Source organism: Novosphingobium sp. Chol11, from assembly GCF_945870625.1.
Classification (GTDB): domain Bacteria; phylum Pseudomonadota; class Alphaproteobacteria; order Sphingomonadales; family Sphingomonadaceae; genus Novosphingobium.
In genome coordinates this window covers 1-12,393 of the sequence record NZ_CAMBTS010000096.1, presented here as the reverse complement: position 1 = coordinate 12,393, position 12,393 = coordinate 1, and the positions used below count along the sequence as shown (strand labels likewise).

Genomic DNA, 12,393 nt, shown 5'->3' with positions numbered 1-12,393 from the left:
AGCGACTTGCCTGATCCCTGGAAATGCCAGAGCAGGCCCTTCCGCGGCTGACCGGCGACCACGCGCGCGATGATCTTGTTGACGCCATCCACCTGCTGGTAGCGGGCAATGATCTTGATACGCTGCTTGCCCTTCTGCGTGGCGAAGGCCGTGAAGCTGGCCAGCATATCGAGCACCATCGCGGGCCGCAGCATCGAGGTGGCGGCCTTCTCTACCTCGCTGAGCGCTTGCTGGCCGTCGCCGTCCCGCCACGGCCCCCACATGTCAAGCGGCATCCGGACTGAGCCGTAGCGGAATTCCTTACCCTCGGTCGCCACCGAAAAGACGTTTGGCACGAATAGTTCCGGCACGTTCCGTTCATAGTCGTCATGTATCTGCAAAGCGGCATCAAGCCAGCTTTGGCTGGACCGCACTGGCGTCTTGGCCTCGATCAGCACCAGCGGAATGCCGTTGACCAGCAGCACCAGATCGGCGCGCTTTTCGGTCTTGCCCGCGCGGATGATGAACTGCTGGGTGACGACGAAGCTGTTCCTTTCGATCTCGTCGAAATCGATCAGCCGGATGGTGACGTGTTCGCCATTCGCGCCAAAGGGCATGGAACGTTCGCCCAGCAGCCAGGCGGCAAACTCCTCGTTCGCCTTAACCAGGCCGTCCGACCGCGCACCCATGACGATAGCGCGCAAGCGGTAAAGCACGTCATCGGCCCGGCCGGGATTGGCGGCGATGTCGGGGTTAAGGCGGATCAGAGCGTCGCGCAGATGGGGTTCGACCAGCACCTCCTGCGGCTGGCGGGGAAGGTCGGCGGGGGCGACATAATGCCAACCAAGGCCCGCGATCTTGCCGCTCGTGCGGGCGAGGCCGATGGAGAGTTGCGCTGGGCGGGCTGAGGTCGCGCCCGCGAGAAGGTCGCGCAGATGGGCTTCGATAGTGTTGGCCTCGTTAAACGACATCCGATGAGACCCTATTCAAAATTATTTTTTTCATGACGAAGAGTCTTGTTGAGCGAGCAGCACATTCTCCCACTATTTTCTTCACACCAGTTGCCGCGGCCACATAACTCATCTGATGCTCCACCGTTGGCAGATCAAACAGAAACTGTTCCAGTTGCTCACGGTTCATCTTGGGCATTCCAGTTCTCATGGAGCATGAGATTGCAAATGCCGAAAATGCGTCACTCAATACCAAATCAAGCAGATACTCTGGTACAATTGTCGGACCCGAAACGAGCGGATAAATATCCGCGCTGCAAAGACCTCTAAAATTTGGGAGCATAGCCTTTCGGAGTTCTGGCCTAATTTTCGAATAAAGTAATGAGCCTGGCTCAAATAGATACTTCCCACTGATTGCCGATTGTTCTTGTGCTGTTTCAGTGCCCAAAAAGATACCCGTAACTGACTCAATGTGGTTCGGACCCACCAAGGGTAGATCACGGAATTTATCAGCCTTCGGATCGACCTGCCCACTCGCAATCGAGTAGTGATCAGCGAGTCTGGAACCACTTCCTGCCCTTGAAGAAAACTCCTCCTTTGACATAGCTCTCCATACTACCAGTGCCGCCTCCCTTGAGCTTTCTGCGGCGATTATTGCATCGTCAAAAGCCAACATTAGGCTAAGCTGGCGTGCCTGCTCCTGGATTGGCGGCAGCAGAAATTCGAAGGCTTCCAGGTCGGTAAAGTTGATGTAAGGGTTCACCGATCCTTTCGAATGCTTGATCGAATAACTATGGAACGCCTCGGTCTGCATTAGTAACGGCAACAGTTCGGGCATCAGCCGGGCGGGGTCTTTCGTTTCGAGCACGAAGGTCGTGTTCGCCGTGATCCCTTCGAAATCCGCCAGCGCCACCTTGCGCAGATAGGTTCGGCGCGAGCCGTAAAGCACATGCCCCGGCTTGAACCGCATGTGGAAGGCAGGCCCAAGGTAATCGTCCCCGATCTGCCCCCAGCGCCGGATGCGCAGATCGTCAGTGTCCATGTGTTCACCGGCGACATAGCGTTCCAGACCGGAGTCCCACGGATCGACCCTGTCATTGACCTTGCGCACCACGTCACCAAAGGCCACGCGCGTCCACCCTGCCTTGGAAACCGGCCGCTCAAGCATCGGCATCCTCCGCAGGCGTCAGGCCATCGAGCATGTCGACCAGCGCGTCCATGCCCGACCAGAAGTCGCGCCCATCCTCATCAAACGCCGCCCAGGTCGCTGCCAGCGAGGCACCACCGTCCGCCCCCGCTGCCTTGGGCCGCTTCACATAGCGGGCAATCGACAGGTTAGCGTTGGCCGCCAGCACATCGGCCACGCTCGCCACCGCGGCAAAGCCAAGATCATCGGCAAAGGTCTGATAGGCCGACAGGATGCGCGCCTGATGATCCGGGCGCAGGAAGCTTTGCGCCCGTTCACGCGCAATCTCGGCCACCGCGTCGATGAACAGGATGCGCCCCTTGCGCGCCGCCGGTTTCCGTGACCGACAAATAACCACGCAGGCTTCCATGGGCGAGTTGTAGAATAGCCCCGGCCCCAGCCCCAGTACGCATTCAACCTGGTCGGATTCCACCAGCCTGCGGCGCATCTCGGCTTCCTCATTGCGGAACAGCACGCCATGCGGAAACAGGATCGCACAGCGCCCGGTCCTGGGGTGCATCGACGATAGGATGTGCTGGAAGAATGCGTAATCCGCCCGCCCCTGCGGCGGGGTGCCAAGGAAGTTGCGCCCCCAGGCGTCCTGCTCCCAAGCGCCACGGTTCCATTTCTTGATGGAATAGGGCGGGTTGGCCAGGACCACGTCGAAGCTGCGCAGCCTGTCGCCCTGCACGAAAGCGGGTGTGGCCAAGGTATTGCCGCTGGCAACGTGGAAATCGTCCACGCCATGGATGACCAGGTTCATCCGCGCGATGGCGGCGGTGATGGTGATCAGTTCCTGCCCGTAAAGACCGGTGGTGCGGATGTCGCCGCCACGCCGCTTCACCTCGGCCAAGCAGGAAATCAGCATGCCGCCAGTGCCGCAAGTCGGGTCGTAGATGCTTTCGCCTGGTTGGGGTTCCAGCATCTGCGCCATAAGATGAACCAGGGTACGGTTAGTATAGAACTCCTGCGCGGTGTGGCCACTATCATCGGCGAACTTCTTGATCAGGTACTCGTAGCCATTGCCGAGTTCGTCCTCGGGCACGGCGGCGAGGGTCAGGTCGTGCTTCGAGAAATGCTCGATCAGATTCTTCAGCGTGCTGTCGGGAATCTGGGCCTTGTCAGTCCAGTTCGCGTTGCCGAAGACACCCTGGAGGCGTTCGGGGTTGGCAGCCTCGATCGCGAGGAAGGCCGACAAAAGTGCGCGGCCCAAGTCGCGCGGCGCGGCGCGTACGTTCTTCCAGTGCGCACCATCGGGGATGACGAAGCGGTCGTTGGCCGTGGCGGTCGCGTAACCCTCGTCACCGGTTTGATCGAGCGCCTGCTGGTAATCCTCGTCCCAAACATCGGACAGGCGTTTGAAGAACATCAGCGGAAAAATATACTGCTTGTAGTCGCTGGCATCGATCAGCCCGCGAAGCAGCGTGGCGGCGCCCCACAGGTAGCTTTCCAGTTCGCGTTGGGTCAGCGCGCTCATGGATTAACCACCTTCGACTTTGGGCGGGTTTTCAGCCGAGTATCAAGATCTATGTCGCGCTTACTAGCGAAATCACGGAGTTTTTCGCCTGCGCCGAGAAAGAGATCAATTGCCTCGTCCGCGTGCGCCTCGCTGACAGTTCCATTGCCGTGAACGACTTTGCCACGGACATTGAGCGCATGGCTCTGAATTCGACTAAGATGGCCAATAACAGTTTGAAGCGAAGCATTCTTTACGCGGCTCCCAACCTCCCGGTGCCACACCTCTTTGTACCCGTCTTGATTACCCTTTTTTTCCATCCGATACACGCCTTCAAGCTGCCCGCGCAGGTCTTTTGTAGGGCTTGACCCCATCTTCAAGATTGCCCGCTTCAGCATCCATTCGAAGTGAACGGCAGCCAAGATCACGGCAGTCGTTCGATCTGATGTGGCGATCTTCCTGATTTCCGCCTCGCGCTTTCCAGATCCAAAACTGACATGAAACATCATAGCCAGCCCCCCTCGATCAGCACTTTGCGAAGGTGATCCTCCGCCGCTCGTGCCTCCACAAGCGCCGCCTTGAATGCCTCGACGGCTTCCGGCAGCGGCGGGATGTCCTGGCCGATGGGCGGCAGGACATAGCGCGAGATGTTCAAGGTCCAGCCTTCCTTCTTGATCTCGTCCAGCGTGGCGACCTTGGCGCGGTCCTCCACATCCTCGAAGGCGCGGTACCAAGTGACGATCTGGTCGCTGTGCTCCTGGTCGAGGAAGTTCTGTGCACGGCCTTTGCGGAATAGGCTGGAGGCGTCGATAATCAGGACCTTATTCTTCCGGCCGGCAGGCTTCTTCCGACGCAGGATCACCACGCATCCGGCCAGCTGGGTGCCGTAGAACAGGTTGGGTGCCAAGCCGATGACGGCCTCAACCATATCCTTCTCAAGGAGCGCCTGACGGATCGTCCCCTCCGCCGATTTGCGGAAGAGCGCACCCTGCGGCAGGACAACCGCCATGCGGCTATTCCCGGTGGCCGCCATGGAAGCGATCATGTGCTGGACGAAGGCATAGTCGCCGTAGCTCTCGGGCGGAATGCCGTATCGGGCACGTCCCCAAGGATCCGCCTCCCACAGATCGCGCCCCCATTCCTTCAAGGAGAAGGGCGGGTTCGCAATTACGCAGTCGAAGGTGGCAATTCCGCCCGTGCTGGGGTCGGTGAAGGCTGGGTTCCTGAGGGTATCCTCACGCGCGACCTGAAAGTCCTCTATCCCGTGCAGGACAAGGTTCATGCGCGCGATGGCCGAGGTCGTCAGGTTCTTCTCCTGCCCGTAGATCTTGCCGTAGAAGGTCCGCGGGTCGCCGCCTTTTCGGATCACATGCTCGATTGCGCCGAGGAGCATGCCACCGGTGCCGCACGCGGGGTCGTAGATGCTCTCGCCTCCTTGCGGGTCGAGGATCTCGACCATCATCCGCACGACGCTGCGCGGCGTGTAGAACTCGCCTGCCTTGTTGCGCCGTGTGACGTCGGCGAATTTGCCCACGAGATATTCGTAAGCATCGCCGAGCACGTCCGTGCTGACGGCGGCGTTGCCGAGCTGGATCTCGGAAAAACCCTCAATCAGGTCCTTCAGCAGCTCGTCGGAAAACTTCTCCTTGTTGCCCCAGTCCGCTGAGCCGAACACGCGGAACAGTGTGTCTGGGTTGGCACGCTCGATCTCCTGCATCGCCTTTTGTAACGCCGCACCGACGTTGGTCGCCGCCTGCCGAATCTCATCCCAATGGCAGCCATTAGGAAGAACGAAGCGATGCACCTCAGGGAAGTGAGACGGGTCCGCATCGCCGTAGGTCTCGCGTGCCTCGGTCGTTTCCTCGTCCCAGACATCAGAGATGCGTTTGAAGAATAATAGCGGAAGGATGTAGCCCTTCCAGTCAGTGCGATCGACAGCGGAGCCGCGCAAGGTATTGGCAGCATTCCATAAAGCAGATTTGAGCTGATCGCTGGTATCAGACATTAGGGCTCGCTCGGGGCGGACGTCACCCTCTCGCGGTAACGTCCTGGAGGATTTTCTGATGAGAGTCGGTCATATTTCTCTGCAGCCATGAGCACGACGAATGGCTTGTCATGCTTGATGACCACCTCGGGTGACAGGCGGGCGGCATCGAGCAACTCACCAAAATGGTTTTTTGTCTGGGCTGACGAGAACATGCGTATGACAGGTACCAATCCTAAGTCTCTAATCTTATCCAAGATGAAGAAAAATTCAATCTAGAAACGATCGTACCGAGCGCATAATCACTGACGGTACACAAGGTAACCAGCCTGCTCCCCCCACCCCACCGGCACCCCCTCCAGCAGCCGGGGCAACGTCACCCCTTCCGGCTGCCGCCCGTTCAATATCGCCTCGACCATCTCCGGCGCCAGCAGCGTCAGCCGCAGCAAGGAGCCAACATAGCCGCGCTCAATACCCTCGGCCTTCGCCATTTCGCTGATGGAGGCATACCGCCCCTCCTCGAGCATCCGCCGCCAGCGAAATCCCCGCGCGAGCGCTTTTATCAGCGCCGGGTCGCCATTCACCGGGACAACCCCGTGCCCGATTTCACCCTGCCGGGCCACCGCCCCATCCGGCCCGATGATCTGCTTTCGCCCACCGCGCCGGCGGATGGTCAGCGGCACCGAAACCGTCACGCTGGTCACGCCCTTCATGCTGCAATCTCCTTCGGTCGCGAAAGGTCCCGCGCGAGGCTCGCGAGGCCTTCAAGGTTCAGGCTGATTTGCGCCCCGGCCTCGCCCACCACCACGCGCTGAACCAGTAGCCGGATCAGCCGTTCCTGCTCGGCGGGGAATAGCTCGGACCATACGGGGTCAAACCGGGCCAGGGCGTCGCGCACCGTGTCCTCGGCAAGGTCCGGTTCCTCGGCCTGCGCCGCGCGCCATGTGCCCACCACCACCTCCGGCTGGCGCAGCAGCGCGCGCACTTGGTCCAGCACGAGCGCTTCGATTTCGCCTGCCGGCAGCCTGCGATAGGGCGCGTCATCCGCGCCGCCCTTCAGGACCGATTGGCTGACGTAGTAGCGATAGAGCCGCCCCTGTTTGCGCGTGTGCGTGGGCGATAGCGCCCGGCCATCAGCGCCAAAGATCAACCCGCGCAGCAGGGCAGGGGACCGATTGCGCGCCAGCCCAGCCCGCATATGCGGGTTACTGGCCATAATCTCATGCACCTGGTTCCAGAGCGCCTTTTGAATAATGGCGGCGTGCTCGCCGGGATAGCATTTGCCCTTGTGCACCGCCTCGCCAAGATAAACGCGGTTGACGAGCAGCTTGTAGACCGCGCCCTTGTCAAAGGGGCGGCCGTGCTTGGTGAGCAGCCCCTCAGCGCGCAGGATCGGCAGCAGACGGGTGGCGGACCCGATTTCGGCAAAGCCCTCGAACACGCGGCGCACAGTGGCGGCGGCGGCCTCGTCCACCAGCAGCTTGCGGTTTTCGACGCGATAGCCAAGCGGCACCGGCCCACCCATCCACATGCCCCGCGCGCGGGAGGCAGCGATCTTGTCGCGCACGCGTTCGCCGATTACTTCGCGTTCGAATTGCGCGAAGGACAGCAGAATATTCAGCGTCAGCCGGCCCATGCTCGTGGTGGTATTGAAGGACTGCGTGACGGAAACAAACGTCACATCGTTCTGGTCGAAAATCTGTACCAGCTTCGCGAAATCCATCAGCGAGCGTGACAGGCGGTCAATTTTATAGACCACCACCACATCGACGAGCCCGGCTTCGATATCGGCCAACAGGCGTTTCAGCGCCGGGCGTTCCAGCGTGCCGCCGGAAACGCCGCCATCATCATAGCGGTCATGCACCAGCACCCAGCCTTCGGATCGCTGGCTCGCAATATAGGCCTCGCAGGATTCGCGCTGTGCGTCGAGCGAATTGAATTCCTTCTCCAGGCCCTCATCGGTGGATTTGCGCGTATAGACCGCGCAGCGGCGCTTGCGCGTGAGCGTCGGGGATGCAGGATCGCGGCGGGTCATGCGCCGGCCTTTCGCAAGCCAAAGAACAGCCAGCCATTCCAGCGCGTGCTGGTGATGGCGCGTGCGATGGCGGAGAGCGATTGATAGGGACGGCCCTGATATTCGAAACCATCGCGCGTGACGGTCACGACATGCTCGACGCCCTGATATTCGCGCAGCAGCCTTGTGCCGGCGATCGGGCGCTGATCCTGCCGGATACGACGCAGGGTGATGTTGCCGCCATCAATCTGCTCGCCCAGCGCTTCCAGGCGCGCGATGGTTTCTGGCTTTAGGCCACCATAGGCCAATTCCTGAATGCGATAGGCGATGCGCCTTTCCAGAAACCGCCGGTTATAGGGCGGTGGCTCCGTGCCAAAGAGGCTGCGCCATTGCTCCTTCAAGTCGTGGATATTGGCCTGGGGCAGCGCGGCAAGCCGGGCTGGCACGTCCTGCTTTGGAATGGCGGAGACAATGATTGCGGGCGGGCTTGGCTCGCCTGGTGCGGTTCGTTTCATGCGGTTCCCTTTCTCTTGGGGTTCGCATAACGGCGCTGGGGGGCCTGGAAGTGTAGACGAATGTCTCTGGGCTTGGCGGTTTCCGTATCTTCCACTGGCATACCGCGGCTGCGCAGCCGCAGCAGGCCGCGGGCGAGGATGTCGCAGACCTCGCGGAGGTGCGGCGGGAGGTGGGTATGCGGGGTGGTGGGTGCCGGCTTCATACTTAGCCCTACCCACCCAGACGACGATCCGTCCCGCTCAAGCGGGATTGTGGGCAATCGCCTCGTGATACTGACGCCAAAAGATGGCGACTTTTCTTTTGACCGTGGTTGGATCCGGGTAGAGATTCTGCTTGGCAAACCAGTCCATCATGCGGCGGATCAATTCAGTCTGCGTCTCCGGGACGCCATCGGCATGGGTCATGACGGCCAAGGCGCAGTAGAAATCATCCCATTTGTATTTCGCCGGTGCGCCGCGTCCGTTCAGTACCACCGGCGCTCCCGGCGCGACAGCAGCAACAGGCGCCGCAGTTTGATCCTGAGCGGCCTCGAATCGCACCAACTCGGCATGACGCACAATCAGCTGGCTGCGCACGACATGTAATTCGCCGTTTTCGTATTCGCGACCCTCGATGCTAATGTATCCGTCGCCGGCTGCCTTAAAAGAGTTGATGACTTGCGACCCTTCAGTGAGAATGGACCATGCGTTTACAGGGTGGAGATCTAAAGCCCCAGAAAGGTGCCGCCGTTCTTCGGGAATAGAACACCAATTTTTATCATCAACTTCTTCGATCGTGCCAATTTCCACCAGGAGGCTTGCGACAACGATTGAAAGCGTGATTTCACGCTCAATCACAAAGCCAGCCAGATCCGCCTCGGAGATTTCCCACCGCCGGCAGACTTCCTCGATTCCGTAATATGGCTTCCTGACGATGCGGACGCCCATGACGCCTATCTCTTCCCCATAAACCGCAGACGACGATAGGCCAGCACAACCCGCCCCATATCCTCACGCATGTCGGGCGGCAGGCGCTGGGCTTCGACAAAGAGTTCGTCCATCTGCACACCAAGAATGGCAGCAGCGCGTTCTATCAGTTCATCGCGCGGCGGGTTTTCCTGATCTCGTTCTATGCGCGACCAATAGGCCGGCGAGATTTTCAGCCGCTCCGCAAGGTCATTCAAGCTGATGCCAAGCGCAGTCCGGCGATTGCGAATGACCGACCCGAAACTCATCCTACCCCTCCTTGAACCAAGCCGTAGCGATCAAGCCGCACGGCGACGAAACGTTCCGAAACGCCAAAATCAATCGCAAGCGCCGCCATCACGCCTTCAACCGATTCCGTTGGATTGTCGGACGCCAGAACCCGCGATCCCGGCCTGCCACGATGCGGCGCATTGACGGTGCGCAGCCGCTCGGCATGCGCATGCAGCAACAGTCGCAAATGCAAAGCCACTGGCGGCGCGAGCAGCGCGCCCATGAATTCATTGGCCCGGCGCTCCGACGCGGCCGCCCGCTTATCAAGCAGCGCATCGGGATCAGTGGTCACCGACCGATAGCGCCGCACCGGCGTGCCAAGCGCCGCTGGGACATCGAAAATGACATGGCCCAATTCATGCGCGGCAGTGCTGATGGCGAGATCATCTCGCCCGGCCACCACGACGCCATTGATGGAGACCAGCGCCGCCCCCGGAAGTTCCGGATCGGTCTCGCAAACGCCAAGGACAGCCCGGCCCTGGGCGTCATGGACCGGTTGGCCCAGTTCCCAGGCGACAGCGACCGCTCGGCCATTGGCCGTGACGCGGCGGCTTGCCGCGACCAGGGCAGAGATGGGCAGGGCAAAGCCTTTCTGGTCGGCCATGACCTGGCGGCGCACCTGGGCAGCGACGCCCCAAAGGGTCTCTGCCGGGAGAGGCCGGGGTGCCCCTGAGAGGGGGAGATGGGGGTAATTCACGGTGATGGACATAGGACTATTATGATAAGCATCTGCGTGAACGGTCAATACCTTTGTTCGTGTCTTGTTCCCTTTTCCCCGGTATCCACAGCCCCCGCTTTGGGACCAGATTCCCGACCTGCTCGGGGCGTAAATCAGGCCGATTCCCGCATTTATGCCCCAAAACCAGCCTAACGCATTGATCTGACTTAGGGGATTAAATCCCCCGAGGTATTTATTCCCCTTTCTGCCCCTTTCCGCCAATACCGCCCCCGACCCGCTGTGTTTGTCTCTTGGCGTTACAGAAAAACCCCAGGAGCGACATCAGTGGCAAACCAGCTTTCCCTCGCCGATCTCGACATCATCAGCCCCATCGCAAAGACCCAAGCGAGCCGCCTGCGCCGCGCCATGGGGCGTCCCGGCCATGAGCAACAGGATATTGAGCAGGACCTGCTGCTCGACCTGATCAGCCGTCTGCCATCCTTTGATCCGGCTCGCGGAAGCCTCGCGGCCTTCGCCACGGTCTGCCTCCAGCACCGTGCCGCGCGCCTCGCCGCACGCTTTCGCCGCGAAAAGCGCGAGCGGCATGACGCGACGCTGGATGATGCAGTACCCGGCCAGGAGGAGGCGCTGACGCTCGCGGACGTCATTCCAGAGAGCGAAGGCTACGCCGCCTGGTGCGGCCAGAACACGAATGCTGTGGCTGCGCTGGAACGCCGCCTCGATCTCGATCGTGCAAGTGCACTGCTTGATGAACGTGACCACAGCATTTGCGCAGCACTCGCGCGCGCAACGCCGCATGAAGTGGGGCGCGAGGGATTGCTGCCGCGCTCCGTTCTCTATCGCCGCATTCGTGAAATGCGTCTGCGACTGCTCGCCGGTGGAATCGCCTCTCCAGCCTGAGACGGATTCGAAACTGCCTGGGTAATGCTAAGTATGGACACACATCTCCCCGACCCCCGCGCAGTGCCGGAGCTTCTTACAGAAGCTTCGCTCTGCTCCTGGCTTGGCGCTGCGGCGCCTGGCGATCGTCTCCCCTATTTCCGCGGCGCGCTCGCACGAAGCATCTGCCCGATGCTGAAGCTGCTGCAGGATCAGGAAAGGCTTGCGCTGATCCGCCTTGCCGAAAGGGCATTGAAGCTCTCCGAAGGAGGCTTCGCCCATCTCGTGCAAAATCGGCATGGCTTTGAGGATTACGAGTATCTCGTCATCGCTCGCCCCCGTCCGCGCAACGGCAGTCGGAACCTGATCGCCATGATCCTTGGAGAGACCGCCTGATGCACGCGCTCCTCAACCGCCCAACGCTTGAAGCAATCCGCACCATGCCGCTCGGCGATATCGTCGCGCTACCAGCCGAGCATCTCGCGCTGCTTCAATCAGATGCCCGCGAGGCGGCTGATGCTGCGAAACGCATGCAGGCCTGGATCGAAAGTGCAATCGCGCTTCGCTATCAGCAGCGCGCCATCGCGGCACGCGGCATGGCCGGCAAGGATACCGGCACGGTGCGCTTTCAGGATGGCTCGGTGGAAGTCACCGCCGAATTGTCGAAAAAGGTCGAATGGGACCAGGCCCGGCTTGCACGGCTGGCCGAGGAAATCCGCACTGGCGGTGAGAACCCGCTCGACTACCTCGAGATCGCCTTCAAGGTTCCAGAGCGCGCCTATACCGCCTGGCCCGAGCGCATCCGCAAGGCATTTGAACCGGCACGCACCGTGCAGACCGGCCGCCCGACCTATCGCCTGACGCTGCTCAGTGAAACCGCACAGCGTGATGGCAGAGCATTGGCCGGCTCCAACCCCAGCAGCGAAGGATCAAACTGATGGCATTGCGCATTGTCACGGCCGATGAACGCCTTTCGCGCGCGGCCAATAAAACCACACTGGCGCTGTTTGGCCCAAGTGGTGTCGGCAAGACATCGCAGCTCAAAACGCTACCTCCGGCCGAGACGATCTGCATCGACCTCGAAGCCGGTCTTAAATCCGTCCAGGATTGGCGGGGCGACAGCATCCCCATTCGCCGCTTTGACGATGCGATCGCCATCGCCTGCCTGATTGGCGGCGTGAACCCGGCCGCCGATCCGAATGGGTTTTTCTCCGAGGCGCATTACCAGCACCTCGCCACCGCGCATCCCGATCTGGTGCGGCTGATCGCCGGCAAGTCCATCGTCTTTCTGGACAGCATCACCGATCTGACGCGCCAAGCCATGGCTTGGGCCAAGACGCGGCCCGAGGCGTTTTCCGACAAGACCGGCAAGCCCGATACGCGTGGCGCCTATGGCTTGCTCGCGCGCGAAGTGATCGGGCTGCTGAAGCACCTGCAACACGCGCCCGGCAAGACCACCATCATGGTCGGCATTCTGGAACGTGTCACCGATGAATTCGGCCGCGTCACCTGGCA

The 12,393-nt window shown here is 60.8% G+C and carries 16 protein-coding genes; 4 read left to right on the top strand and 12 right to left on the bottom strand.

Annotation, left to right across the window (positions count from 1 at the left end):
• The 12 genes from Q0O40_RS13085 to Q0O40_RS13035 form a co-directional block, all read right to left on the bottom strand.
• Positions 1–950: type I restriction endonuclease (locus Q0O40_RS13085; protein WP_295530608.1), on the bottom strand; the 950-nt coding region annotated here is incomplete at its 3' end.
• Positions 940–2,103 (bottom strand): restriction endonuclease subunit S, encoded by a 1,164-nt coding sequence (locus Q0O40_RS13080; RefSeq protein ID WP_295530605.1) that lies wholly within the window; start codon positions 2,101–2,103, stop codon positions 940–942. The genes Q0O40_RS13085 and Q0O40_RS13080, both read right to left, overlap by 11 nt.
• Positions 2,090–3,592 carry a class I SAM-dependent DNA methyltransferase gene (locus Q0O40_RS13075; protein WP_295530602.1) on the bottom strand — a complete coding sequence of 501 codons (1,503 nt, stop codon included), beginning with the start codon at positions 3,590–3,592 and terminating at the stop codon, positions 2,090–2,092. Before Q0O40_RS13075 ends, Q0O40_RS13080 begins: the two co-directional genes overlap by 14 nt.
• Entirely contained in the window at positions 3,589–4,080 is a 492-nt protein-coding gene (locus tag Q0O40_RS13070; RefSeq protein ID WP_295530599.1) for a hypothetical protein, read from the bottom strand. The genes Q0O40_RS13075 and Q0O40_RS13070 overlap by 4 nt, the downstream gene beginning before the upstream one ends.
• The gene (locus Q0O40_RS13065) at positions 4,077–5,576 is read right to left on the bottom strand and encodes a class I SAM-dependent DNA methyltransferase (RefSeq protein WP_295530596.1); all 1,500 of its coding nucleotides are present in this window, start codon (positions 5,574–5,576) and stop codon (positions 4,077–4,079) included. The genes Q0O40_RS13070 and Q0O40_RS13065 overlap by 4 nt, the downstream gene beginning before the upstream one ends.
• Complete coding sequence (locus Q0O40_RS15910) at positions 5,576–5,770, bottom strand: type II toxin-antitoxin system prevent-host-death family antitoxin (RefSeq protein ID WP_367183751.1); 195 nt, start codon at positions 5,768–5,770, stop codon at positions 5,576–5,578. The genes Q0O40_RS13065 and Q0O40_RS15910 overlap by 1 nt, the downstream gene beginning before the upstream one ends.
• An 87-nt stretch (positions 5,771–5,857) precedes the next feature.
• Positions 5,858–6,268 (bottom strand): hypothetical protein, encoded by a 411-nt coding sequence (locus Q0O40_RS13060; RefSeq protein WP_295530593.1) that lies wholly within the window; start codon positions 6,266–6,268, stop codon positions 5,858–5,860.
• Positions 6,265–7,590: a recombinase family protein gene (locus tag Q0O40_RS13055; protein WP_295530590.1), complete on the bottom strand. Its 1,326-nt coding sequence runs from the start codon at positions 7,588–7,590 to the stop codon at positions 6,265–6,267. The genes Q0O40_RS13060 and Q0O40_RS13055 overlap by 4 nt, the downstream gene beginning before the upstream one ends.
• Positions 7,587–8,084, bottom strand: coding sequence for a DUF2924 domain-containing protein (locus Q0O40_RS13050; protein WP_295530587.1), 498 nt, complete (start codon positions 8,082–8,084; stop codon positions 7,587–7,589). Before Q0O40_RS13050 ends, Q0O40_RS13055 begins: the two co-directional genes overlap by 4 nt.
• A gap of 240 nt (positions 8,085–8,324) precedes the next feature.
• On the bottom strand, positions 8,325–9,011 hold the full coding sequence (locus Q0O40_RS13045) for a hypothetical protein (RefSeq protein ID WP_295530584.1): 687 nt from the start codon (positions 9,009–9,011) through the stop codon (positions 8,325–8,327).
• 5 nt (positions 9,012–9,016) lie between these two features.
• On the bottom strand, positions 9,017–9,298 hold the full coding sequence (locus tag Q0O40_RS13040) for a helix-turn-helix transcriptional regulator (protein ID WP_295530581.1): 282 nt from the start codon (positions 9,296–9,298) through the stop codon (positions 9,017–9,019).
• The gene (locus tag Q0O40_RS13035; RefSeq protein ID WP_295530578.1) at positions 9,295–9,924 is read right to left on the bottom strand and encodes an ImmA/IrrE family metallo-endopeptidase; all 630 of its coding nucleotides are present in this window, start codon (positions 9,922–9,924) and stop codon (positions 9,295–9,297) included. The genes Q0O40_RS13040 and Q0O40_RS13035 overlap by 4 nt, the downstream gene beginning before the upstream one ends.
• Before the next feature lie 399 nt (positions 9,925–10,323).
• On the opposite strand from Q0O40_RS13035, the gene Q0O40_RS13030 reads away from it, so the two are divergent.
• The 4 genes from Q0O40_RS13030 to Q0O40_RS13015 form a co-directional block, all read left to right on the top strand.
• Positions 10,324–10,899, top strand: coding sequence for a sigma factor (locus Q0O40_RS13030; RefSeq protein ID WP_295530575.1), 576 nt, complete (start codon positions 10,324–10,326; stop codon positions 10,897–10,899).
• Positions 10,900–11,070: 171 nt separating this feature from the next.
• The gene (locus Q0O40_RS13025; protein ID WP_295530572.1) at positions 11,071–11,274 is read left to right on the top strand and encodes a hypothetical protein; all 204 of its coding nucleotides are present in this window, start codon (positions 11,071–11,073) and stop codon (positions 11,272–11,274) included.
• Positions 11,274–11,816, top strand: coding sequence for a hypothetical protein (locus Q0O40_RS13020; RefSeq protein WP_295530569.1), 543 nt, complete (start codon positions 11,274–11,276; stop codon positions 11,814–11,816). The genes Q0O40_RS13025 and Q0O40_RS13020 overlap by 1 nt, the downstream gene beginning before the upstream one ends.
• Positions 11,816–12,393, top strand: a 578-nt coding sequence (locus tag Q0O40_RS13015; protein WP_295530567.1) for an ATP-binding protein, incomplete at its 3' end; no start/stop codon positions are given. The genes Q0O40_RS13020 and Q0O40_RS13015, both read left to right, overlap by 1 nt.

What these genes read in the sequence shown, in the direction of transcription:
- Q0O40_RS13035 (WP_295530578.1), bottom strand. Translation starts at nt 9,924, where the DNA reads ATGGCCGACCAGAAAGGCTTTGCCCTGCCCATCTCTGCCCTGGTCGCG.
- Q0O40_RS13020 (WP_295530569.1), top strand. Translation starts at nt 11,274, where the DNA reads ATGCACGCGCTCCTCAACCGCCCAACGCTTGAAGCAATCCGCACCATG.
- Q0O40_RS13045 (WP_295530584.1), bottom strand. Translation starts at nt 9,011, where the DNA reads ATGGGCGTCCGCATCGTCAGGAAGCCATATTACGGAATCGAGGAAGTC.
- Q0O40_RS13060 (WP_295530593.1), bottom strand. Translation starts at nt 6,268, where the DNA reads ATGAAGGGCGTGACCAGCGTGACGGTTTCGGTGCCGCTGACCATCCGC.
- Q0O40_RS13025 (WP_295530572.1), top strand. Translation starts at nt 11,071, where the DNA reads ATGCTGAAGCTGCTGCAGGATCAGGAAAGGCTTGCGCTGATCCGCCTT.
- Q0O40_RS13070 (WP_295530599.1), bottom strand. Translation starts at nt 4,080, where the DNA reads ATGATGTTTCATGTCAGTTTTGGATCTGGAAAGCGCGAGGCGGAAATC.
- Q0O40_RS13065 (WP_295530596.1), bottom strand. Translation starts at nt 5,576, where the DNA reads ATGTCTGATACCAGCGATCAGCTCAAATCTGCTTTATGGAATGCTGCC.
- Q0O40_RS13040 (WP_295530581.1), bottom strand. Translation starts at nt 9,298, where the DNA reads ATGAGTTTCGGGTCGGTCATTCGCAATCGCCGGACTGCGCTTGGCATC.
- Q0O40_RS13055 (WP_295530590.1), bottom strand. Translation starts at nt 7,590, where the DNA reads ATGACCCGCCGCGATCCTGCATCCCCGACGCTCACGCGCAAGCGCCGC.
- Q0O40_RS13075 (WP_295530602.1), bottom strand. Translation starts at nt 3,592, where the DNA reads ATGAGCGCGCTGACCCAACGCGAACTGGAAAGCTACCTGTGGGGCGCC.
- Q0O40_RS13080 (WP_295530605.1), bottom strand. Translation starts at nt 2,103, where the DNA reads ATGCCGATGCTTGAGCGGCCGGTTTCCAAGGCAGGGTGGACGCGCGTG.
- Q0O40_RS15910 (WP_367183751.1), bottom strand. Translation starts at nt 5,770, where the DNA reads ATGTTCTCGTCAGCCCAGACAAAAAACCATTTTGGTGAGTTGCTCGAT.
- Q0O40_RS13050 (WP_295530587.1), bottom strand. Translation starts at nt 8,084, where the DNA reads ATGAAACGAACCGCACCAGGCGAGCCAAGCCCGCCCGCAATCATTGTC.